The sequence below is a fragment of the Actinomadura sp. J1-007 genome (assembly GCF_009793335.1).
GTDB classification, from domain to species: Bacteria; Actinomycetota; Actinomycetes; order Streptosporangiales; family Streptosporangiaceae; genus Spirillospora; species Spirillospora yumaensis.
In genome coordinates this window covers 162,808-183,888 of record NZ_WING01000003.1, presented here as the reverse complement: position 1 = coordinate 183,888, position 21,081 = coordinate 162,808, and the positions used below count along the sequence as shown (strand labels likewise).

The 21,081-nt window shown below is 72.1% G+C and carries 22 protein-coding genes; 11 read left to right on the top strand and 11 right to left on the bottom strand.

Annotated elements, in window-relative coordinates; genetic code table 11:
- Window positions 1-39 precede the first annotated feature (39 nt).
- From GEV43_RS42200 to GEV43_RS42180, 5 genes are all read right to left on the bottom strand, one after another.
- Window positions 40-1,137, bottom strand: coding sequence for a 4-oxalomesaconate tautomerase (locus GEV43_RS42200; protein WP_309240270.1), 1,098 nt, complete (start codon window positions 1,135-1,137; stop codon window positions 40-42).
- On the bottom strand, window positions 1,097-1,861 hold the full coding sequence (locus GEV43_RS42195; protein WP_160826288.1) for a 4-carboxy-4-hydroxy-2-oxoadipate aldolase/oxaloacetate decarboxylase: 765 nt from the start codon (window positions 1,859-1,861) through the stop codon (window positions 1,097-1,099). Before GEV43_RS42195 ends, GEV43_RS42200 begins: the two co-directional genes overlap by 41 nt.
- A complete protein-coding gene (locus tag GEV43_RS48815) occupies window positions 1,858-2,607 on the bottom strand; it encodes a PIG-L deacetylase family protein (RefSeq protein ID WP_160826287.1) in 750 nt (249 codons plus the stop codon). The genes GEV43_RS42195 and GEV43_RS48815 overlap by 4 nt, the downstream gene beginning before the upstream one ends.
- A gap of 174 nt (window positions 2,608-2,781) precedes the next feature.
- Window positions 2,782-4,035: an MFS transporter gene (locus GEV43_RS42185; protein WP_160826286.1), complete on the bottom strand. Its 1,254-nt coding sequence runs from the start codon at window positions 4,033-4,035 to the stop codon at window positions 2,782-2,784.
- A gap of 185 nt (window positions 4,036-4,220) precedes the next feature.
- Complete coding sequence (locus GEV43_RS42180) at window positions 4,221-5,759, bottom strand: FAD-dependent monooxygenase (protein WP_160826285.1); 1,539 nt, start codon at window positions 5,757-5,759, stop codon at window positions 4,221-4,223.
- A gap of 276 nt (window positions 5,760-6,035) precedes the next feature.
- Between GEV43_RS42180 and GEV43_RS42175 the strand changes: the two genes are divergently transcribed.
- Window positions 6,036-6,710 carry a GntR family transcriptional regulator gene (locus GEV43_RS42175; protein ID WP_160826284.1) on the top strand — a complete coding sequence of 225 codons (675 nt, stop codon included), beginning with the start codon at window positions 6,036-6,038 and terminating at the stop codon, window positions 6,708-6,710.
- A 98-nt stretch (window positions 6,711-6,808) separates the two neighbouring features.
- On the opposite strand, the gene GEV43_RS42170 is transcribed toward GEV43_RS42175, so the two are convergent.
- Complete coding sequence (locus tag GEV43_RS42170) at window positions 6,809-7,603, bottom strand: IclR family transcriptional regulator (protein ID WP_160826283.1); 795 nt, start codon at window positions 7,601-7,603, stop codon at window positions 6,809-6,811.
- Between the two features lie 133 nt (window positions 7,604-7,736).
- Here GEV43_RS42170 and GEV43_RS42165 point away from each other — a divergent pair, with 133 nt between their 5' ends.
- The 8 genes from GEV43_RS42165 (at window position 7,737) to GEV43_RS42130 (ending at window position 15,102) form a co-directional block, all read left to right on the top strand.
- A complete protein-coding gene (locus tag GEV43_RS42165; protein ID WP_160826282.1) occupies window positions 7,737-8,648 on the top strand; it encodes a TAXI family TRAP transporter solute-binding subunit in 912 nt (303 codons plus the stop codon).
- A gap of 1 nt (window position 8,649) precedes the next feature.
- Complete coding sequence (locus GEV43_RS42160; RefSeq protein ID WP_160826281.1) at window positions 8,650-9,615, top strand: hypothetical protein; 966 nt, start codon at window positions 8,650-8,652, stop codon at window positions 9,613-9,615.
- Window positions 9,616-9,620: 5 nt separating this feature from the next.
- Entirely contained in the window at window positions 9,621-10,724 is a 1,104-nt protein-coding gene (locus GEV43_RS42155; protein ID WP_175251241.1) for an alcohol dehydrogenase catalytic domain-containing protein, read from the top strand.
- A gap of 255 nt (window positions 10,725-10,979) precedes the next feature.
- Complete coding sequence (locus tag GEV43_RS42150) at window positions 10,980-11,750, top strand: ABC transporter permease (protein WP_160826279.1); 771 nt, start codon at window positions 10,980-10,982, stop codon at window positions 11,748-11,750.
- A complete protein-coding gene (locus GEV43_RS42145) occupies window positions 11,747-12,535 on the top strand; it encodes an ABC transporter permease (RefSeq protein WP_160826278.1) in 789 nt (262 codons plus the stop codon). Before GEV43_RS42150 ends, GEV43_RS42145 begins: the two co-directional genes overlap by 4 nt.
- Complete coding sequence (locus GEV43_RS42140; protein ID WP_309240269.1) at window positions 12,532-13,299, top strand: ABC transporter ATP-binding protein; 768 nt, start codon at window positions 12,532-12,534, stop codon at window positions 13,297-13,299. The genes GEV43_RS42145 and GEV43_RS42140 overlap by 4 nt, the downstream gene beginning before the upstream one ends.
- A gap of 110 nt (window positions 13,300-13,409) precedes the next feature.
- Window positions 13,410-14,336: an ABC transporter substrate-binding protein gene (locus GEV43_RS42135; RefSeq protein WP_160826277.1), complete on the top strand. Its 927-nt coding sequence runs from the start codon at window positions 13,410-13,412 to the stop codon at window positions 14,334-14,336.
- Between the two features lie 163 nt (window positions 14,337-14,499).
- The gene (locus tag GEV43_RS42130) at window positions 14,500-15,102 is read left to right on the top strand and encodes a hypothetical protein (RefSeq protein WP_160826276.1); all 603 of its coding nucleotides are present in this window, start codon (window positions 14,500-14,502) and stop codon (window positions 15,100-15,102) included.
- A 107-nt stretch (window positions 15,103-15,209) separates the two neighbouring features.
- Here GEV43_RS42130 and GEV43_RS42125 read toward each other — a convergent pair whose 3' ends face one another.
- The 3 genes from GEV43_RS42125 to GEV43_RS42115 form a co-directional block, all read right to left on the bottom strand.
- On the bottom strand, window positions 15,210-15,755 hold the full coding sequence (locus GEV43_RS42125; protein WP_160826275.1) for an RICIN domain-containing protein: 546 nt from the start codon (window positions 15,753-15,755) through the stop codon (window positions 15,210-15,212).
- A gap of 147 nt (window positions 15,756-15,902) precedes the next feature.
- Window positions 15,903-16,184, bottom strand: a complete 282-nt coding sequence (locus GEV43_RS52655) for a hypothetical protein (RefSeq protein WP_241684470.1) — start codon at window positions 16,182-16,184, stop codon at window positions 15,903-15,905.
- A 12-nt stretch (window positions 16,185-16,196) separates the two neighbouring features.
- Window positions 16,197-16,544: a helix-turn-helix transcriptional regulator gene (locus GEV43_RS42115; RefSeq protein ID WP_175251201.1), complete on the bottom strand. Its 348-nt coding sequence runs from the start codon at window positions 16,542-16,544 to the stop codon at window positions 16,197-16,199.
- A 56-nt stretch (window positions 16,545-16,600) separates the two neighbouring features.
- On the opposite strand from GEV43_RS42115, the gene GEV43_RS42110 reads away from it, so the two are divergent.
- The gene (locus tag GEV43_RS42110) at window positions 16,601-17,377 is read left to right on the top strand and encodes an SDR family NAD(P)-dependent oxidoreductase (RefSeq protein ID WP_160826273.1); all 777 of its coding nucleotides are present in this window, start codon (window positions 16,601-16,603) and stop codon (window positions 17,375-17,377) included.
- A 124-nt stretch (window positions 17,378-17,501) separates the two neighbouring features.
- Here GEV43_RS42110 and GEV43_RS42105 read toward each other — a convergent pair whose 3' ends face one another.
- Together GEV43_RS42105 and GEV43_RS42100 are read right to left on the bottom strand one after the other, a co-directional pair.
- Complete coding sequence (locus tag GEV43_RS42105) at window positions 17,502-18,236, bottom strand: trypsin-like serine protease (protein ID WP_160826272.1); 735 nt, start codon at window positions 18,234-18,236, stop codon at window positions 17,502-17,504.
- Between the two features lie 200 nt (window positions 18,237-18,436).
- Window positions 18,437-19,549 carry an ABC transporter substrate-binding protein gene (locus tag GEV43_RS42100; protein ID WP_160826271.1) on the bottom strand — a complete coding sequence of 371 codons (1,113 nt, stop codon included), beginning with the start codon at window positions 19,547-19,549 and terminating at the stop codon, window positions 18,437-18,439.
- 384 nt (window positions 19,550-19,933) lie between these two features.
- Here GEV43_RS42100 and GEV43_RS42095 point away from each other — a divergent pair, with 384 nt between their 5' ends.
- Complete coding sequence (locus tag GEV43_RS42095; protein WP_206681672.1) at window positions 19,934-20,998, top strand: sorbosone dehydrogenase family protein; 1,065 nt, start codon at window positions 19,934-19,936, stop codon at window positions 20,996-20,998.
- Window positions 20,999-21,081 lie beyond the last annotated feature (83 nt).

Sequence of the window (21,081 nt, the reverse complement as noted above, 5' to 3'; positions counted from 1 at the left end):
CTGTGAAACCGCCGAACGCTGAACGTCGAACGCCGGCCGTTACGCGGAGGCCGTGCCGTCGAACAGCTTCCGGGCGGTGCGGACCACGCCCGAACGCAGCACGCGGGGCGGATCGGCGCGCGTGTCCAGCTCCACCTCGACCGTCAGGTGGCCGGAGGGGTGCTCGATGTCCACCCGCGAGGTGCCGGGCGGCCAGGACGAGGTCAGCTCGTGGCCCACGGCGCCGGGCATCAGCAGTCCGGTGGCGGCGCTGATGGCGGCGAGCACGCCGAGCGCGGCGTGCGGGCGTACGGGGATGAACGAGCGGACGCACAGCATCCCGCCGTCCGCGGGCGGCGCCACCAGCACGGTCTTGGGGACCGAGCCGCCGGAGACGTCGCCGAGCCCCATCAGTTCGGCGGCGCGCGTGCGCAGCGCGTCGATCCGTTCCAGCAGCCGATCGTCGGCGGCCAGGGCGGCGTGCGGTTCGCGGCCGGTCAGGCCGAACGCGTCCGCGGTCGCGACGACCACCGGCATCCCGTTGTCCACGCAGGTGACCTCGATGCCGTCCACCAGGTCGCGCAGCCGCCCGGTGGGCAGCGGCGCGGCGTCCGCGGCGGGGAAGTCCAGCACGATCGGCGCGGCGGTGCCGGGCACGCCGGAGATCGCCGTGTCGCCGTCGTAGCGGACGCCGCCGCCCGGCGTGGCGAACCGCGCCGTGGCGGTGCCGCCGGAGTTGACCATCCGGATCCGCACCGAGGTGTCGGAGCCGCCGGGGCGGACCAGGCCGCGTTCCACCGCGAACGGGCCGACGCCGGCGAGGATGTTGCCGCAGTTCTGCCGGTCGGTGACGGTCGCCTCGCCCACCCCGACCTGGAGGAAGAGGTAGTCGACGTCGGCGTCCGGGGCGGTCGAGGGGGAGACCACCGCGACCTTGCTGGTCAGCGAGTCCGCGCCGCCGAGGCCGTCGATCTGCCGGGGGTCGGGGCTGCCCATGATCCGCAGCAGCGTCGCGTCCCGCTCCGCCCGGTCGGCGGGCAGGTCGCCGGCCAGGAAGTACAGGCCCTTGGAGGTGCCGCCCCGCATCATCATGCAGCGGACGCCCGCGGCGCCGCGGTCAGCGGGCGGCACGGCCGGGCCCTTGCTCGGGACGTTCACCGCGTCCGGCGTCCTCGGTCTCGGACGGCCGGGCGGTGTGCTCGGCGTGGCTGACGTAGGAGATGCCGAAGCCGGCGAGCCGGTCGCGCAGCCCGTACCGGTCGAGGCCGAGCTCGCCGCGCTGGAACGCGGCGCGGCTGGCGGCCTCCTTGTCGGCCCTGGCCCGCGCCGCGCTCAGCGCCCGTCCGACGTCCTCGCGGGGAACGCACAGCACGCCGTCCTCGTCGGCGAGCACCGCGTCGCCGGGCCGGACGAGCCGGCCGCCGATCACGACGGGCACGTTGACCGATCCGGCGGTGGCCTTGACGGTGCCCTGCGCGCTGACGGCGGCCGACCACGCGGGGAAGCCCATCGCCCGCAGCTCGGCCACGTCCCGGACGCCGGTGGACAGGACGGCGCCGCGCACTCCGCGTCGCCGCAGCGCGGTCGCGAACAGCTCGCCGAACAGGCCGTCGGTGCAGGGCGAGGTGGTGGTCACGACCAGCACGTCGCCCTCCCGGCACTGCTCCACCGCGACGTGGATCATCAGGTTGTCGCCGGGCCAGCACAGCACGGTCACGGCGGTGCCGCCGATCCGCGCGCCGGGCCAGACCGGCCGCAGGCCGGGGCCGAGGTAGCCGGTGCGGCCCATCGCCTCGTGCACGGTCGCCACGCCGAACGCGCCGAGCCGTTCGACCTCGCCGATGTCGGCCCGCGGCGGGTCGGTGACCACGACCGCGTTCACGACAGCTCCGCCGTGACCTGCGGGTACAGCCTCATGTACGCCTCGCCCATGGTGGCGTGGGCCAGGCCGAGGTTCGGACCGGCGTTGCGCTTGAGCTGCACGCCGCGCCGCTTGGCCAGGTCGGTGTAGTAGTCCCACATGTGCTGCTGCGCGGGCAGGCACCGCATCGCCTCGCGCTTGCGCTCGAACACCGGCGTGACGTCCAGCAGAACGTTCGGGGTGAAGCCCGACATCTCCGGCTGGTGCGGCTCGAAGCAGAACACCGGCGGAGCCCCGAGCGGCTCGCCCGGCGCCTCGTACCCGATGGCCTGGGCGAGCACGCGGGCCTGCAACGCCATCCGCGCCGCCGCCGGGTGGTCGCCGTTGTAGGGGTCGACCAGGGTGTGGGTCAGCACCGTGGTGGGCGTGACCTCCCGGTAGATCCGTACGAGCCGGTCGACCAGTTCCCGCGACTCCAGCAGCGGGTAGTCGCCGGCGTCCAGGAACACCGTCGTCGCGCCGAGCGCCGCGGCGGCCGCCTCGGCCTCGGCCCGCCGCAGCTCCTTGATCTCCTCCAGTTTCCTGCCCTCGCGCCAGGCGCGCGCCGATTCGCCGCGCTCGCCGTAGCTCAGGCACACCACGGTGACCTCGTCGCCGCGTTCGGCCGCCAGCGCGATGGCGCCGCCCGCGCGCCACACGAAGTCGCCGGCGTGCGCGCTGACCACGAGCAGGGACCCGCGGTCCCCTCCTCGGTCCGGTGCGGTCATCGTCTCTCTCCTTAGCCGGTGGAACGTTGTGGAGACGATGCGAACCTAGAAGTCTGTCGCCGAAATTGTCAATAGTTTTGGCGACAATCTAGAATGCCTGGTCAGCGCGCATTTCCGGGCAGGCGAACGCCGGGCGCCCGCGCGAGGCGCCGAGGGGGACGGGCGTCGTTCCGGCTAGCCGACCGACACGGCCTTGGCGGTCGCTCCCGGATCGGCCGAGGCGGAGGGCTCGCGGCCGAGCATCGCGATGGTGGCGGCGCCGAGCACGGCGGGGACCATGAAGGCGAAGAACCCCGCCCGGTGCGAGGAGAACGTGTCGGTGGCGATGGACAGGTAGGTGGGGCCGACGATGGCGCCCAGCCGTCCGACGCCCAGGCCCACACCGAGGCCGGTGCCGCGCAGCCGCGGCGGGTAGAAGGCGGTCATGCAGGCGATGACCATGTTCTGGCAGCCGAGCGAGCCGAGCCCCGCCAGGGCCGACATCACCAGCAGCAGCGGGCGCGGCTGCGGCGTGCTGAGGACGAACAGCGCGACCGCCGCGAGCAGGAAGCAGCCGAAGGTGACGAGCTTGAGCCGGCCGCGGTCGCCGAGCAGCGAGACGCCGAGGCCGCCGAAGCTGGCGCCGAGCGTGAACGCGATCGAGAACTCCAGGGACGAGCCGAGGTCGTAGCCCGACTTCATCATCACCGTGGGCAGCCAGGCGGTGGTGCTGAAGACCAGCGCCATGCTCATGAACGCCGCGACCCAGAACAGGACCGTGGTGCGCCGGCTCTCGGGGACGAGGAGCTGGAGCACCCGGTTGCGTCCGGCGGGGGTCCTGCCGTGGGCCGCATCGTGCGACGGCGGGCCCGCCGGGATGACCCGCCAGATCAGCGGGACCAGGATGATCGGCACGGCGCCGAACAGGAACAGCCGCTGGAACGGCGTCTCCGGCAGCAGCAGCCGGCCCAGCAGGGCGGACACGGTGCCGCCGACGCCGATGGCGCCCATGGTGATGGCCAGGTGCAGGGTGCGGCGGTTGGCCGGGGCCGAGTCGGTGACGTACGCGCCGACCAGCGGGGCCAGCGCGCCGATGCCGACGCCGGTGCAGAACCGCGCCGCGGCGAACGACGACAGGTCCGGGACGAGCCCCGCGACCAGCATCGACAGCGAGATCCACGTGACCGCGGCGGCGATCGGGGTGCGCCGTCCCCAGCGGTCTGCGGCCCAGCCCGCCAGGATCGACCCGAACGGCATGCCGAGGGCCGTCACGCTGCCGAGCATGCCCAGCGTTCCGGAGTCGGGATGCCATTCGCGGTGGTGCATCAGGCTGGGGCCGATGGTCCCGATGGCGAACAGGTCGTAGCCGTCCACGAACAGGATGAGGCAGGCCAAGGCGAGGACGCCCGCCTGTCCTCTCCCGCGGGCGGACGGTGCGGTTGCGGTCATGGGATCTCCTTACGCTGGTCAGCGCGGCCTTCGGCCGGTGCGGTCGAGGGCCTGGACGTACGGGGCCGAGGGGGTGGGAGCCCGATCCATGCGGAGGCGACCGGACGGCGGGGGAGCCGGTCGAGACGGACCCGCTGAGAGGGCGAACGGGTCGGAAGAACGAGCGGGGCAGAAGGGCGGGCCCGTCAGGGGTGGCCCACGGCCTTGCGCAGCACGTCCCGCGGAACGGCTCCGTCGCCGTCCCGCCAGGCCAGATGCTGGTCGGGCCGTACCAGTGCCAGCTTGGAGCCGGGGATGTCGAAGGTGTCCAGGGGGACGCCGCCCTCGTCGGCCGCCTTGGCGAACTCCGCGGCGGCCGGAGCCGTCAGGTCGCCGACCAGGGTGAAGCCGCGGCCGAGGTGGTCGTAGAGGGAGTCGCCGGGCCCCAGCCATCGGTGCGGCAGCCGTTCGCCCGCCGTCCCGGTGACGATCGGGGAGCCGGCGTAGGTGTGCCCGAGCACCAGGTCCAGGCTGTGGAACTCGCCGTCCTTGGCGCGGTGCACGGCGGCGGCGACGGCCGGGCGGGCGGCGGCGAACGCGGCGTCGTCCCCGGCCAGGCGCGGATCGGCCAGCTCGGGCGCGAGCGTGGCCATGTTGCGCGCGGCCTCCGCGATCGTCGCCTCGGCGACCGGCCGGCGCTCGGCCTGGTAGCTGTCCAGCAGGGCGGCGGGGGCCCAGCCGTTCAGCACGGCGGCGAGCTTCCAGCCGAGGTTGACCGCGTCGCCGATGCCGGTGTTGAAGCCGTGGCCGCCCCAGGGCGGGTTCTGGTGCGCGGAGTCTCCGGCGAGGAAGACGCGGCCGCGCGCGTACCGGTCGGCCAGCAGCATCCGCGCCGTCCACGGGTCGGTGGCCAGGATCTCGGCCTCGATGTCCGCGCCGACCAGGTTGCGGACGAGGCCGAGCGGGTCGGCCTCGCCGGCCGCCTGCGTGACGCCCTGCCCGATGCACCACCAGGTGTCGGCCAGGTCCAGCCGTCCGACCAGGCCGGGCTGGGCCGGGTTCAGGACCCAGTAGTGGACCGCCGGGCCGTGCGGGACGCGCTCGGCGAGGCCGGGCGCGCGGAAGACGACGTTGAAGTTGGGTCGTGAGTCGTTCGCGCCCTCGTAGCGGGAGCCGATGTGCGCGCGGGTCACGCTGCGCGAGCCGTCGCCGCCCACGGCGTACCCGGCCCTGATCTCGCGAACGGCGCCGCCGGGGCCCGCGAGCGCGACCGTGACGCCCTCGGCGCCGTCGGCCATGCCGGTCACCCGCCACCCGGTCAGCAGCGCGGCGTGCGGCGACGCCTCGACGGCCTCCCGGAGCACCTGCTCCACCAGCGGCTGCGGCACCTGCTGCCCGGGTTCGGCGACCAGGTCGTCGCCCGCCAGGTCCAGGCCGAAGCAGCGGTCGAACCGGGTGATCTCCCGGCCGAGCAGGGTCGTGGCGAACACAGCCTCGTCCGACCAGGCGACGGGCAGCGCGGCGCGCTCGCGGATCACCCGGGCCAGACCCCATCGGCGGAACAGCTCCATGGTGCGCGCCGAGGTGGTCTTGGCGCGCGGACGGAGCCAGGAGACCTCCTCGCGGGGCTCGACGACCAGGCTGCGCACGCCGTGGTGGGCCAGTTCCAGCGCGGTCGCCAGCCCTACCGGGCCGCCGCCGGCGACCAGCACGGGCACCGGGTCGGCGAGGTCGGCACTGAGCATCCCCAACTCCTAATTCAGCATGATGATTGCGGTGATAGTGCTCCCAGCACAGCGGACACGTCAAGGGCTCAGCACGATAATGTGCATGATGATTATGGGGAATCGGTTCCGGGGGAGGAGCCGGAGGCTCGCGCGCACCGGCCGGCTGGTGTCGGCAACGGCCGGGCAGATGGTCGATACGATTATCAACAATCTCGTGGCTAATCTATGGCCCGCGGACGGTCCCGGGCCATGGCCGGCGGCACAGTGGCGACACAGCGGCAGGAGAGACCCGACATGCCCCTTGACGGCAAGGCCGGTACGGCCGATCAGCGCAACGCGGCCGCGCAGCAGCGGGCCCTGGACGGCGTGCGCGCGTGCATCCACAGCGGCGAGTACGCGCCGGGGCAGCGGCTGGTGGAGTCGGACCTCATGGAACGCTTCGGCGTCACCCGCGCGGCCGTACGGCTCGCCCTCGCGGACCTGACGACCGAGGGCCTGGTGGAACGGGTCCCCAACAAGGGCGCCCGGGTCCGCGTGGTCAGCGTGGCCGAGGCCGTCGAGATCACCGAGTGCCGGATGGCGCTGGAGGGCCTGTGCGCCGCCAAGGCCGCCGCGCGCGCCACCTCCGCCGACCACGCCGCGCTGCGCGAGCTGGTCGAGCGCATGCGCGCCGCGATCGCCGCCGGCGACCTGCTCGGCTACTCGGATCTGAACCACCTCATGCACCGCCGGATCCTGGACATCTCGGCCCAGCGCACCGCCATCTCGACCATCGAACGGCTCCGCGGGCAGCTCGTCCGCTACCAGTTCCGCCTCGCGTTGCAGCCCGGACGCCCGCAGACCTCGCTGGCCGAGCACGAGAGGATCGTGGAGGCGGTGGTCGCGGGAGACGCCGCCGCGGCCGAGCACGCCATGCGCGAGCACCTGCGGCAAGTGATCGCCGGCCTCGCCACGCCCCCCGCGCCCTGAGGAACGTCCGCCGCGTCCGGTGACCGCGCCGCGGTCCCCCTGCCGGGTCTGATGCCCGGCCCAACCGCCGCGCCAGCCGCCGCGGGGTCCGGCGGCGGCTAGGCATCGATGACTCCGAGCTTCTCGGTGATCTCCGTTCCGGCCTGCTCGACCGCCGCGACCACCCGGGGCACCCGCTCGTCGGGCACCCGGTGGGACAGGGCGGCGACGCTGACCGCCGCGACCACCTCGCCGTCGGCGTTGCGGATCGGCGCGGCGACGCCGAGCACGTCGGCGTCCAGCTCGCCGCGCGAGACCGCCGTCCCGCGCTCGCGGATCGCCGCCAGCCGCTCGCGCAGCACCCCGGCGTCGGTGACGGTGGCTCCGGTGAACTTGGGAAGGCCGCTGTGCAGCAGGATCTCGTCGATCTCCGCGTCCGGCGCCCAGGCCAGCAGGACCATCGCGGACGCTCCCGCGTTGACCGGCAGGACGTGGCCCCGCTCGTAGGAGAGCCGGACGGGACGGTCGGTCTCCTCCCGTTCCAGGCAGACCACCGTGGCGCCGGTCCGGCGGGTCAGCAGCACCGCCTCGCCGACCCGGTCGGCCAGCTCCCGCATCACCGGCCGAGCGATCTCCGACAGCCCGAGCCCCTTGCGGGCCAGCCGCGCCAGCTCGAACACGCGCGGCCCGAGCCGGTAGCCCGCCGGCCGGTGCTCCTCGATGAGGCCCGAGGACACCAGGCTCTGGAGATACCGGTACGCGGTCGACCGGGCGACGCCGAGGTGGTCGGCGACCTCCTGCCCGCCGACCGTGAGCCGGGCGTCCTCGAACAGCAGCAAGATGTCCAGCGCGCGGTCGGCGGTGGAGTTGCGCTCGCGGTAGCCGCCCGCCTGCTCGGCTCGTTGTCCTGCCATACAGGAGAAGCTACATGAGATGCAGGTCTCCGTCTGCGCCGGTCACTCGATTATTCTCATCTCTCAGGACACTAGTCACAATATACGAGACAGGCTAGGCTGCCTGGACTTTCGCAAGCGTCAGGAGAGCGCAGTGGTCGATCTCAAGCTTCTTTGCCCTGGCGGTAACTTCACCAACGTCGGCAGCCTGATCGCGCACGGCATGGCCCGCGGGGGACTGCCGCGCGGTTCGACGGTCTCGGTGGTCACCGGCACGCCGTACGCCGAACTGGCCCTGAACGGCCCCGACCTGGTCAGGCAGGGCCGCTACCAGGTGGCGATCACCACCCCGGCGTGGCATCTGGCCGGTCAGGAAGGGCTGCGCACGCTGGCTCGCTTCGCGCACGACGACCAGCTCGTGCTGGCGGTGCGCAAGGAGCACGGCGTGCGCAGCCTGCACGACGTGCGCGAACGCCGCCTGGGGTTGAAGATCTCGATGCCGACGCGGGACTCGGGCCATCCGGCCGCGATCGCGCTGGAACGGCTGTTCGGCCTGTACGGCTTCACGGTCGCCGACCTGGAGTCGTGGGGCGGACGGATCCTTCACGACCGGCCCAAGTACCCCAACCTGCCCGAGTCGGTCCCGGTCGACCCGTCGTTCGACGCGGTCTTCGACGAGGCCGTCATGACCTGGCGGTGGAAGCGGATCAGCGAGACCTACGACCTGGACTACCTGCCGATCGAGCAGGACGTCCTGGCCCGCTGCGCCGAGCTCGGCATGTGGCCGGGAGTGCTGCGCGAGGGGCGGCTGCGAGGCGTCGAACGGGACGTGCCGACGATCGACTTCTCCGGCTGGATCCTCTACTGCGGCGAGGACCTGCCGGACGGTACCGCGCGCGGCGCCCTGGAGGCGCTGGAGGAGCAGAGGGACCAGATCTCCGGGCGGTTCACCGGGCCCACGGCCGCGATGACCAGCCCGATCGACATGCGCCGGCTGCCGCTGGATCCGCCGGTGCCGCTGCACCCCGGCGCCGCGGCCTTCTACACCGAGAGGGGCTACCTCTGACATGGGCATCGTGCACGAGCACCTGGACGCCTTCCCGTTCACCGAACCTCCCATGGTCCTGGAACGCCGGGAGGAGCTGCTGATCGGCGAACCGCTGCCGATCCGCGCCCGCGCCCTGCGCGACCACGACCCCCTGGAGGTCGTCCACTTCAGTCCCGAGTACGTCGACCGCGGCCGCACCCATCCGAAGGGCCTGTTCCAGAGCGACTCCCTGCGGATGGAGATCCAGACGATGACGGGGCGGCAGGGCTTCTACCACCGCAACGCCGACGTGGAGGAGTTCTCCTACCAGGTGACCGGCAGCCGGGTCCTGATCAGCGAACTCGGAACGATCACCCACACCGCCGGCGACTTCTCCCGCATCCCGACCGGGGTGGCGCACGACAACCTCGGCGACGGCGACATCCACCTGCTCTTCTACAGCCCCGGCCCGGTCGTCGAGCGCCTCCCCGCGACCCGTACCGCCGAGTACCTGGCCACCCCGTTCCCCGGCTGGGAACCGGCCGTCCAGAACGAGATGATCACCGAGATGCGCGGCGGGCAGGGCGAGGGCATCCACGTCGCGGCCGCCGACGAACGGCTGCTCATCGACCGGGCCAAGCGCACCGACGCCCGCCTGCGCCTCGTGCGCTGCGGGCAGACGGCCTGGCTGTACGAGACGCCGCGGATCCTGATCGGGCAGGTCGTGGCCGAGTCGTCCGACGGGCGCGTCTTCCGCCGCCACCTCGACGCCGACGAGATCCAGTACCAGGCCGGCGGGACCCGCACCCTCGTCACGCAGCGCGGAACGGTCGAGCTCGTCCCGGGCGACTTCGTCCGCATCCCGCGCGGGGTCGCCTTCACCGGCGTCCACTCCGAGCCGAGCACCCACCTCGCGGTGGCCACCGCCGAGGCGATGCCGCAGGTGGCCGAGGCGGCGAAGAAGGCCCGCGCCATCACCCCCGCCGAACTGGAGGCCCTGCGGTGACCGACATGCTCGCGGTCCGCGTCCGGGAAGGCTCCCTCGACCTGCACCTGGAGAAGGTGCCGGTGCCCGAGCCGGGCCCCCGGGACGTCCTGGTCAAGGTCGCCTCCGCGGGGCTGGCGCCCAGCATCACCAAGCACCTGGCGCGCGGACGGTTCACGCACCTGCCCAGCACGCCCGGACACGAGGTGGCGGGCACGGTGGTCGAGGCGGGGGCCGACGCGCGGACCGGCTCCGGCCGGCCGCTACCGGGCGCGCGCGTCCGGGTGCATCCGATGCTGTCGTGCGGGATGTGCCGGTACTGCACGACCGCGCGGCAGCAGATGTGCGCCGAGGCCGCGATGATCGGGAACGCCGCGTTCGGCACCGGCCCCATGGAGCTGTACGCCCGCTACCACGACGGCGGGCTCGCCGAGTACGTCCGGGTGCCGGACCGGCTGGTCGACCCGCTGCCCGACCACGTCGGCTTCGACGTCGCCGCCAAGCTCCACGAGCTGGGCAACGCCCACCGCGCGCTGAACGGCGCGGACCTGCACCCCGGCGCGGCCGTCGTGGTCACCGCGGCGACCGGCGCGATGGGCACCGCGACCGTCAAGCTGGCTGAGTCGTTCCAGGTCGGCGAGCTGGTCCTGGTCGGCAGGTCGGCCGAGCGGCTGGAGGCGGTGCGGCCTCTCGCCGGCTCCGTGCCCGTCCGCACGGTCGCCCTGGAGGACCTCGGGCCCGGCTGGGCGGAGACGGGCGCGCTGACCGCCCGGCTCCGCGAGCTGCTGCCCGGCGGCGCGGACGCGGTGCTGGACTACCTGCCGGGCGGCCCCGGCACGGCGCAGGCGGCGGAGGCGCTGGCGACCGGCGGCGCCCTGGTCCACATGGGCGGCAGCGGCGACGTCCTGCCGTTCCCCATCCGCGTCATCATGACCCGGTGCTGGAAGGTCGTCGGAACGCGCGGCTGCACCCGTGAGGACACCTCCGCGGTGCTCGGGCTGCTGGACTCCGGACGGCTCCGGGCGGACGAGCTGATCACTCACCGCTTCGCGCTCCGCGACGCCCCCGAGGCGATGGCGGCCGTCCTCGGCCGCGCCGAACCGATGTGGATGGCCGTCGTCAACCCGTAACCCCGACCCCGGCTCCGAAGGGACCCGGTCGGCCGCCGCGCCGACCGGGCCTTCGGCGCACCCTCAGGAGGGCTCGGGCCACCCGTACAAGGTTGATTCGATTTGCAGGACAAAAGTCTTGACCAGCAGGACTGTGAGTTGGAAACTCGCTGTGACCTGCAACACCACAGTCGAGGAGCCGATCATGTCCAGAGCACCCAGCCCGGTGCCCGCCCCGCGTCGGCGGGGCCCGGCGCACCTGACCGGCCGGCGCGGATGACCGGGCCGAGAGCGCGCGCCGCGTGGCGCGGGGGGCTCGGGCTCGCGGCGCTGGCGCTGATCGTCCAGGCGCTCGCGTGGTGGGGCCCGCGCCGGTGGGCCGTGCCCGGACTGGGCCGGCTCGCCTCCCAGGTGGGCGAGCTGGTCACCGCGGAAGGGTTCGCCACCGCCGCCCTGGCGACGGTCACGGCGGTCGTGATGGCGGTGGTGGCCGGCCTGGCCGCGGCCGTGGTCATCGGCATCGCCTTCGGGTCCAGCCGCCTGGCCTACCGCGCCTTCGGGCTTCCCTTCGAGATCCTGCGTCCCGTCCCGGCGGTCGCGTTCATCCCGCTGGCGATCCTGGCGCTCGGCCAGGGCCGGACCATGGAGGTGGCGGTCGGCGCGTTCGGCTGCTGGTGGCCGATGCTGTTCAACACGATCTACGGTGTCGGGCAGGTCGACTCCCAGGCCCGCGACGCCGGCCGCGTCCTCGGCTGCGGGCGCTTCGCGCTGGTCGCGCGGGTGGTGCTGCCGTCGATGCTGCCGTTCTTGATGGCGGGCCTGCGCACCGCCGCGCCGCTCGCGCTGATCATCGTGATCGGCGCCGAGTACCTGGCCTCGGCCGGGCACGGGCTCGGCGGCGTGCTGATCCAGGCGACCTCCACCGGTGACATCGACGTGCTGTGGGCCACCGCCGTGCTGACCGGCGTCCTCGGCATCCTGATCGGGGCCGTCGTCGCGCTGGCGTCCAGGCTCGCCTGCCCCTGGGCCGCGGAGCAGGCCCGATGAGGCGCGCCGCCGGAATGCTGAGCGGCGCCGCGGTGATGGCCGTGATCCTCGCGGTGTGGCAGTGGCGGGTGACCGCACGGCCGGTGTTCTTCCTGCCCGCGCCGTCGGCGATCTGGGACCGGCTGCGCGCCGACTGGCTGTCGGGCCCCGACGCGCACCTGTTCGTCTCCGAGGCGGCCTGGGCGGCCGTCCGCCAGACGTTCGAGACCGCCCTGGCGGGCTGGCTCATCGCCTCCTGCGCCGGGATCGTCGCCGGCGCGGTGATCGGCGCGCTGCCCGCCGCCCGCGACTACACCGGAGCGCCGCTCCTGCTGCTGCGCAGCACGCCGCCGATCGTGGTGGTGCCGCTGTCCATCGCCGTCCTCGGAGTCGGCACCGCGATGCACCTGACCGTGGTCGTGTTCAGCTGCGTCTGGCCCGTGCTGCTCAACACCGCCGCCGGTGTCGCCCAGATCGAGCCGCTCCAGGTGGACGTGGCCAGGCTAAACCACCTCGGCCCGGTCAGGCGCTTCTTCCGCGTGCTGCTGCCGGCCGCGTCGCCGAAGATGTTCGCCGGGCTGCGGGTGGCGATGTCGCTGGCCATCGTCCTGTCGGTCGGCTCGGAGATGTTCGCCGGCGCGGGCGGCCTGGGCGGCGCCGCGCTCCAGGCCCAGAACACCTTCGACGTCTCCGCGCTGTGGGCGACCCTCGCCGTGCTGGCGTTCTTCGGCGTGCTGTTCAACGCCCTGTTCCTGCTCATCGAGAAATACGCCCTGCGCTGGCATGTCCTAAGGAGCACCCAGTGACCCCTCCCATCCTCGCGGTCGAGGGACTAGAGCACCGCTACGGGACCGGTGAACGGTCACACCAGGCGATCGCCTCCGTCGACTTCGAACTCCAGGCGGCGCAGGCCATGTCCATCGTCGGCCCGTCCGGCGCCGGCAAGACGACCCTGCTGCGCTGCCTCACCGGGCTCATCACCCCCACCGGCGGCACCGTGAGCTTCGAGGGCGAAGCGATCCGCGGGATCCCCAACGGCATCGGGGTCGTGTTCCAGGACTACAGCCGTTCGCTGTTCCCTTGGTTGAGCGTCCTGCGCAACGTGGAGTTCCCGCTGCGCGGCGGGCTCGGCAGAGCCGAACGGCACGAACGCGCCCGCGAGGCGCTGTCGATGGTCGGGCTCTCCGACGCGGCCCGCAAGTACCCCTGGCAACTGTCGGGAGGGATGCAGCAGCGCGTCGCGATCGCCCGCGCCCTGGTCACCCGGCCCCGGCTGCTGCTGATGGACGAGCCGTTCGCCTCCGTGGACGCCCAGACCCGCGCCGACCTGGAGGACCTGGTCCTGACCATCCGGGCCGAGACCGACACCAGCATCGTCGTCGTCACCCACGACATCGACGAGAGCGTCTACCTCGCCGACACCGTCCTCGTCCTGTCCGGCAGCCCCTCGCACGTCATGGCGACCGTCGCCGTCCACCTGCCCTACCCCCGCGACCAGGTCGGCACCAAGCGGCTTGAGGAGTACCTCGACACCCGCGCGAAGATCTACGACCTGATCCACAGCTGCTGAACGCCTTCCCCTTCGCAACGCCTTCCCCTTCGCAACGCCTTCCCCTTCGCCACGTCCCTGGAGCCGTCATGCGTTCTGTTCCCCATGCCCGAACGGCCTGCGTCCTCGCCGTGGCCGGAGCACTGGCCATCTCCGCCTCGGCCTGCTCCGGCTCCGACTCGGCCGGAAAGTCGGGCGACGCCAAACTGAAGATCCTGGTGTCGCCGCAGCCCAATGTCACCCCGATCTACATCGCCAAGCAGAAGGGCATCTTCGCCAAGCACGGGTTGGACGTGACCATCATGGCCGGGCAATCCGGCTCCTCCATCGTCGCCGCCCTGCAATCCGGCGGTGCCAACATCGGAATGGTCAATTACGTCACGGTCTTCTCCGGCGCCTCGCACGGCCTGAAACTGAAGTTCGTCGCGCAGTCGCGGGTGGGCCAGCCCGGGGCGGACGGGCTGTTCACCAAGAAGGGCAGCGCTATCCGTTCCATGGCCGACCTCAAGGGCAAGAAGATCGGCGTCCCCGGCATGGGGTCCGTCGCCGACCTGGTCACCGGCCTCCGGCTCGCCGAAGCCGGCATCGGCCCCAAGGACGTCAAGTTCGTCCAGGTGCCCGTGCCCAACGCCCTGTCCGCCCTCAACAACGGCCAGGTCGACGCGTCCTGGCTCACCGGCACCCAGGAGAGCCAGGCCAAGACGGCGGGCAACCCCCGGGTCGTCGACGTCTGGGCGGGCAGCGCCACCGGCTTCCCGATCGCCGGCTGGGCCGGAACGGACACCTGGATCAACGGCCACCGCAGCGCCGTCACCAAATTCCAGACCGCCCTGAAGGAAGCCTCCCAGCTCGCTCAGAACGACCCGCAACTCGTTCGCAAGACACTGCCCACGTTCATGCACCTCACCCCGGCGCAGGCGACGTCGATCGCCATTCCCACGACCTGGCCGACCGGCAACGACCCCGCCGCCATGAAACGCGTCGGCGACACGATGACCAAGCTCGGATTCCTCGACAAGCCAATCCAGCCGCAATCCGTCCTGGCCCAATCCGCCTGACACCGGAACGGGCACCGGACCGGTCCAGCCGAACCTCCGCGGAGCGCTGGCGGGGGAGGCCCAGCCCGCTCTAGCCTGTCCCGATGCGGTGGTGGACGGCCGGATGCCCGTCGGCGCTGGCCGCGCCCCGACCGGAATTCGTGGCCCAAGGCGAAGGAGGCCGATGAGCACGCAACTCACGATCTACAGCGTGAGCATCCAGAACGCGCAGTTCTGGGTCCGGCACCCGGCACCGGGCTCGGTGGAGGAGACCCGGCGGCGCGCCGAGGCCGTTGACGCGCAAGGGGAGGTGGACGCGTCCCGGACGATGGTCGAGGCCGTCGACGACATCTTCGGCGACCGTCCCAAGCATCCGGAGGGCGGCGACGCCTATGCCCGCGTCTGGCAGGACGTGATCGAGTACGGCGAGTCGACCCGCTTCGATTTCGGGCCTCTGCGGCGGGGCGCGCGTTATCTGGCGGAGGCGAGCGAGGAGTTCCAGGGCGCCGGAGTGCCTCGGGAGCTCACGCCCATGGGATTCATGTACGACAACCCGTTCACCGATACGCCGCAGGCGAGGAACGCTCCGATCATCGGCCACGTAAAGGCTGATCAGGTACCGCCCATGCGCGAGGCGTACGCCGCGATCGTCGACCAGGTCGAGGCGGCCGACCTGGTCAAGGTCCTGTTGGCCGCAGTGGACGAGACGCTCAACTTCAACGCGTTCGCACGCGATTTCCCCGAAGGACCACTGCCGCTCCAGGACCTGGTCACCTTCTACGGCTGACCCGAACCACACCGAGCCCGTGCCCGCCTCCGAAAAGGCGGGCACGGGCTTCTCGTTGTACTACTCAGCTCCGGAACGCGCGATCGTTCTGGAGGCGTGCCGCATGGTCAATACCACCACTGCTGGTTCCATGGGCCACAGTCCCACAACTGCACCTTGCCGCCATTGCCGCCGGTATTGGTGTCCGCATCCAGACACCGCTGGAAACGCACATTGTAAACCGAACCATCCGGGCGGAGAACCCACCACTGCTGGTTCCAGGGACCGCAGTCCCAGAGCTGGACCTTGCCTCCGTTGCCGCCGGTGTTGATGTCCGCGTCCAGGCACCGCTGGAAACGCATGTTGTAGATCGAGCCGTCCGGCCGGACGTCCCAGTCCTGCTGGTTCCAGGGACCGCAGTCCCACAGTTGGACCACGCCGCCGTTGCCGCCGGTGTTGATGTCCGCATCCAGACACCGCTGGAATCGCGCGTTATAGAAGTGCCGTATCCCTAGCGCGCTTTTGGCGCCCTGACCACCCGACGCGGCCGGACGCGGCGCCGGGGTGGGGGCCGGGACCGGAGCCGCCGATGCCACCGCGGTCGGAGCCGCCAGGCCGCCGACCACGAGGCCGATAACGGCCGACAGCGCGGCGATCCGCCTTGGTCTGCCCATAAGAACTCCATCAGAGGACATCGAGGGCCGATGGGGGAGCGGCGCGTTCATCCCGGGGCCCCACCGGAATGCACAAACGCCACGAACAATCATTAAGCGCAGCCACTACGCTCGAAGCGCTACGACCGAAACGCTATGGCTGTTGCGCTACACGCAGAAGGTAAACCGCGCCTTCCGCACCGGCAAGAGCCCAAGAATTCCGGGAAGGCGGAGACGGGAAAGGACGATGGCGCGGACGAACGGCGCATCCTTCCTAGGCGCGGCGATCGAACTGCTGCCCAGCGCGGCGCCCGCAGCGTCACCTCCCGGACGCTGGACGCCCGGGCCGGCGTGCCCACCGGCACCGCGCCGCACCGTTTCCGCAACCGAACAGAACTGTTCCGCCGGCTTGCCCACCGCGCCCTGGAGCGCTACCGGCAGCGCGACCACCGCCCCGTTCCGTCAGGCGGGGGAGTCGGACACATGGACGTGGGCGCCGATGTCGTCGCTGTGGGCGGCGTCCAGGACGGAGTCCAAGAGGCCGGGGAAGCGGGCGTCCAGGTCGTCGCGGCGTAGTTCGACGAAGCAGCGGGTGCCCTCTTGGCGGGTACGGGTGAGACCGGCGTCGCGCAGGACCCGCAGGTGGTGGCTGAGGGTCGATTTGGCCACGGGGGCGTGGAGTTGGCCCCATCCGCGTTCGCGGCCGTCGGCCAGCACGCGCACCAGTCCGACCCGGATCGGGTCGCTGAGTGCTCCCAGGACCGCGACCAGAGTCATCTCGCCCGGTTCCGGATGGCGTGCCTGCTTCATACCGCCGATGCTACCTTGTTCGATGTTTGACGAACATCGAACAATGGAGATGGGCAGTGACCGTTCGGCTTCACGACGGCGTCGAGGGGGAGTTCGCGGGGAAGGTCGTGGTCGTCACCGGCGCGGGCTCGGGGATCGGCCGCGCCGCGGCCGGGGCGTTCGCGGCCGCCGGGGCCAGGGTGCTGGGCGTCGGCCGCCGCAAGGACGCGCTGGAGGAGACGGCGGCCGGCCATCCGCGGATCGAAGCGCATCCGGCGGACCTGCGCGTGCCCGAGGCCGCCGGGCAGGTGGTCGAAGCCGCGGTCGCGCGGTGGGGCGGGGTGGACGTCCTGGTCAACAACGCCGGCGCGACCAAGATGATGCCGTTGGACCAGACCACGGCCGACGGCATCGGCGAGGTGTTCGACCTCAACGTCACCGCGCCCAGCCTGCTGGCCCGTGCCGCGCTGCCGCACCTGCGCCGCGGCGCGGGTTCGATCGTCAACGTCTCCAGCACCTACGGGCACCGGCCGCTGCCGGGCGCCGCGCATTACGCCGCTTCCAAGGCCGCGCTGGAGCAGTTGACCCGGAGCTGGGCGGTGGAGCTGGCCGCGGACGGAATCCGCGTGAACGCGCTGGCCCCCGGCCCCACCGAGAGCCAGGCGCTGGCCGCCGCCGGGCTGGACGAGCCGTCCATCGCCCGGATCAAGGCCGAGGAGGCCGCCCGCATCCCGCTGGGGCGCCGCGGCGAACCCGCGGAGGTCGCGGTGTGGATCCTGCGGCTGGCCGACCCGGCCTCGACCTGGCTCACCGGCCAGGTCCTCACCATCGACGGCGGCCTGGAACTCTCCTGACCGCGCCCCCGCCCCCGCCTGGCACGGCCGGACGGGGACGGCTGGAGCGTGCGGGTCCGTTCCCGCGCGCCGACCGAAACGCGCGCCGGCCAGCCCGCCGACCTGGTACTGCCCGCGCTCCGCGCTAGCGCCGGGTGACCGAGCGGATCCAGGTGAGCTGCTGGGCGATCTCGCCGGCCTCGGCGATCTTGGCCCGGTCGGAGCCGTCGAAGACGCCGAGGAGGGTTTCGGTACCGCGCGGGGAGATGCTCATCACCGGGCCTCCGGAGTCGCCGCCGGCGGGGATCCCCGACACCTTCTCCATGCAGAAGTCCGAGCCGCCCGGGGTGGTGTAGCCCTTGCAACGCGGGTCGTTCGGCCGTACGACCCGCAGGTCCGACTGCTTGAGCACGGGGGACTGGCAGGCGTTCTCGTCCCGGGTGCAGGTGGCGCCCCACCCGTACTGCCGGACGACTTGACCGCGTTGGACGCGGGCCGTGGCCAGGCGCGCCGTACGGACCTTCATCGGCGGGACCTTGATGAGCATCATGTCGGCGCGCGCACTCCCCACGCGCCGGCCGCGCACCGGGCGCACCGTGGTGCCCTTCCGCATGTCGAGGTTGCCGACCCTGAACGAGATCCGCTTGTCGGCGATCGGCTGCGCCTGCTCGTAGAAGCAGTGCGAGGCGCTGATGATCCACTGGCGTGTGACCGCCGTCCCGGTGCACGCCGGTTTGCCGTCGACGAGCATGCGCACCGCCCACGGGCCGTAGGTGCTCTTCGACCCGCCGATGACGGCGGAGGCCGGCGCGGCGGTCATCACCGAACCGGTCACCAGCACCAGTGCGGTCGGCAGCAGCACACGAACGCGAGACATCATGCGGAACAGTTCCTCTCCTCGGTCACGGACGTACGGGTGGTGAGATACTCCGCCGCACCGAAAAGTTCCGAAGAGCTGTCCGTAAACCCGGGCAACGCTGGTGGCTCCCGCAGCGCGCCTCCCGCCACCCGGCCCGCGTGCCCGCGTGCCCGCTCTGAGACCACCGCGCGTTCGGGGAGAACGGGGGGCTGTGTGCTTTCTCAGGTGGTGTGGAGAGTGCGGAAGCGGTCGGGGCTCGCGGGGTCTCTGTCGACGACTTGGATCGGCGTCCTGGACCATTGCCAAACGCTGATGCCCGGCGTGCGGAAGAACTGAATCCGCCCGCGGGTGCCCTCCACTGCAACGCGCGGCCAGGAATCGGCAATGCGCGCCCGGTCCGTACCCTGTGAACGGAGCACATCGGCGAGAACGGTCACCGTGTCGTATCCCTCGAAGGCGACGAACGAGGGCGCTTCCGCAAGCCGTTCACGGAGGGTCGCCTCGACTCGTGCGCCGAGCGGGCTGAGGCGTTCGGGCAGATAGCGCAAGAACGGAATCGCGGCGCCGTCGCCGCCCAGCAGGCTTGCCCATTCGGCGAATTCAGGCTGCCCGGCCGGAGCACCGATCAAGACCTCGCTGAGGCGCTGGTCGCGGCGTACGGATTTGACGATCGACACCGCCGGCTCCGGAGCCCCGACCAGAAGGAGAAGGGCTGTCGCGCGATGTTCGACCAGTTCATCGCACACGGCCGAGGGGGAGAGCGCGCGCATGTCGAGCTCGATGACCGTGCCGCCGCGTGGAGCGAGGTAGTCCCGCAGAACGCGGGTTCCAGACGCCCAGTAGACGCTCGGTTCGGCCGCTACGGCGATTCGGCTGTGACCCGCGCTGAGGAGGAATTCCGCGTAGATCTGCCAGCCGCGTGACTGCGCCGGAGCGAGGCGCGCCACCCAATCCGTCGGCTGTTCGGTGAGCGCGTCGAGAACGGCCGACGAGCAGAGGAACGGAAATCCCAGAGCGTCGGCCCTGGTGGCGGCGGCGCGGGCGACGACGCTGTGATATTCCCCCGCCAAAGCGGCCACGCCCAGCCGCGCCAATTCCTCTACGGCCGCCTCGGCCCTTCGCGGATCGGCCGCGGTGTCTCGGACCACCAGCTCCAGTGGCTTTCCGGCGATCCCGCCAGTGTCATTGACCTCGCGAACGGCCAGTTCGAGCCCAGCGAGCAAGTGCCGGCCCGCCTCGACCCACCCAGGACGAGCCAGCGGAACGAGCGCGCCGATCTGAACGGGTGATCCGTCAGTCCGTTCCGCTCCGGGCGGCGATGGGGGCGTGGTCATGCGCTGGCGTCTCCGTTTGGCGATTCGGTTTAGTTAGCCCAGCTCGCGAAGTGGCGAGGCCCGATGCTACGCGTTCCTCCGAACGCGGGCATCCGGATGAGGCCCCGCGGCCTCTTGAATCGGAGGCTCGCGTGTGTCTTGATGGGCATGGTGCCGCGCCCCCGCCGTTGTGGTCCTTCTTTGCGTTCGTCCACTCGCCGCAGGCGCGGACGACGACCCGCCGGCCCGGATACCGGGCGCCGGAGCTCCGGCAAGGTCACTGCTCAGCCCGGGCGTGTCGTCCCGCCCCGAGAGCGGCGGGGACGGCGCCCTCGCGGTATCGCCGCGCGGGCGCCTCGGAACGAGATGCCCCCTGTGTCCGTACCCCGAACGGGAGGCGTTCCGATGAGAAGGACCCGCATGATCCTCGCCTCGCTGGCACTGGTCGCGTGCTCCGCACCCGGCACGGCCGCCGGCGTTGCCGACAAACCAGACCCGGCCCCGGCGGTCGCCGCGCCCAGCGCTCCCCGCGAGCTGGTCACCGGCCTGAACGTGCCGTGGGGCATCGCGTTCCTCCCGGGCGGCGACGCGCTCGTCACCGAACGCGGCACCGCCCGGCTCCTCCGCGTCACCCCGCAGGGCGGCGTGACCACCGTCGGAACGATCGCGGGCGTCGTGCCGCGCGGCGAGGGCGGCCTGATGGGCGTCGCGGTCTCTCCCGACTACGCCACCGACAAGGCGATCTTCGTCCACTTCACGGCCGCGTCCGACAACCGGGTGGTGCGCTACCGCTACGACACGACGCTCAGCGACGCCACCCCGATCATCACCGGTATCGAGAAGGGCGCCAACCACAACGGCGGCCGCCTGGCGTTCGGGCCCGACGGCTACCTGTACGTCGCCACCGGCGAGGTCTACCGGCGCGAACTGGCCCAGGACAAGAACTCCATGGCCGGGAAGATCCTGCGCGTCACCAAGGACGGCCGGCCCGCCCCCGGCAACCCGTTCGGCTCCCGGCTCTGGACGCTCGGCCACCGCAACGTGCAGGGCCTGGCGTGGGACGAGCAGGGCCGCATGTTCGCCACCGAGTTCGGCCAGGACCTGTACGACGAGGTCAACCGGATCGAGAAGGGCGGCAACTACGGCTGGCCCGTCGTCGAGGGCAACGGCGGCGACCCGAGGTTCGTCAACCCGCTCATCACCTGGCGCACGTCCGAGGCGTCCCCGTCCGGCCTCGCCTACACCCCCGGCTCCCTCTGGGCGGCCGCCCTCGGCGGCCGTCGCCTCTGGCAGGTTCCCGTGACGAACGGCCAGGTCGGCACACCCGTCGCGCACTTCCAGAACACCTATGGCCGCCTGCGCGCCGCCGTCCGCGCCCCGGACGGGTCGGTGTGGATCAGCACCAGCAACCGCGAGAGCCGAGGCACCCCCGGCCCGAACGACGACAGGATCCTCGTCTTCACTCCCTGACACACCCCCGCCGGAGCCCCGCGGCACACCGCCACCGGTGTGCCGCGGCAGTGCGGCCCGTCACCTTCCTGACGGACACCCCC

Bases quoted from the DNA above. Each gene is read 5' to 3' on its own strand.
- GEV43_RS42095 (WP_206681672.1), top strand. From the start codon at position 19,934: ATGAGAAGGACCCGCATGATCCTCGCCTCGCTGGCACTGGTCGCGTGC.
- GEV43_RS42170 (WP_160826283.1), bottom strand. From the start codon at position 7,603: ATGGCAGGACAACGAGCCGAGCAGGCGGGCGGCTACCGCGAGCGCAAC.
- GEV43_RS42130 (WP_160826276.1), top strand. From the start codon at position 14,500: ATGAGCACGCAACTCACGATCTACAGCGTGAGCATCCAGAACGCGCAG.
- GEV43_RS42125 (WP_160826275.1), bottom strand. From the start codon at position 15,755: ATGGGCAGACCAAGGCGGATCGCCGCGCTGTCGGCCGTTATCGGCCTC.
- GEV43_RS42160 (WP_160826281.1), top strand. From the start codon at position 8,650: ATGGGCATCGTGCACGAGCACCTGGACGCCTTCCCGTTCACCGAACCT.
- GEV43_RS42105 (WP_160826272.1), bottom strand. From the start codon at position 18,236: ATGATGTCTCGCGTTCGTGTGCTGCTGCCGACCGCACTGGTGCTGGTG.
- GEV43_RS48815 (WP_160826287.1), bottom strand. From the start codon at position 2,607: ATGACCGCACCGGACCGAGGAGGGGACCGCGGGTCCCTGCTCGTGGTC.
- GEV43_RS42100 (WP_160826271.1), bottom strand. From the start codon at position 19,549: ATGACCACGCCCCCATCGCCGCCCGGAGCGGAACGGACTGACGGATCA.
- GEV43_RS42180 (WP_160826285.1), bottom strand. From the start codon at position 5,759: ATGCTCAGTGCCGACCTCGCCGACCCGGTGCCCGTGCTGGTCGCCGGC.
- GEV43_RS42175 (WP_160826284.1), top strand. From the start codon at position 6,036: ATGCCCCTTGACGGCAAGGCCGGTACGGCCGATCAGCGCAACGCGGCC.
- GEV43_RS42155 (WP_175251241.1), top strand. From the start codon at position 9,621: ATGCTCGCGGTCCGCGTCCGGGAAGGCTCCCTCGACCTGCACCTGGAG.
- GEV43_RS42150 (WP_160826279.1), top strand. From the start codon at position 10,980: ATGACCGGGCCGAGAGCGCGCGCCGCGTGGCGCGGGGGGCTCGGGCTC.
- GEV43_RS42185 (WP_160826286.1), bottom strand. From the start codon at position 4,035: ATGACCGCAACCGCACCGTCCGCCCGCGGGAGAGGACAGGCGGGCGTC.
- GEV43_RS42145 (WP_160826278.1), top strand. From the start codon at position 11,747: ATGAGGCGCGCCGCCGGAATGCTGAGCGGCGCCGCGGTGATGGCCGTG.
- GEV43_RS42115 (WP_175251201.1), bottom strand. From the start codon at position 16,544: ATGAAGCAGGCACGCCATCCGGAACCGGGCGAGATGACTCTGGTCGCG.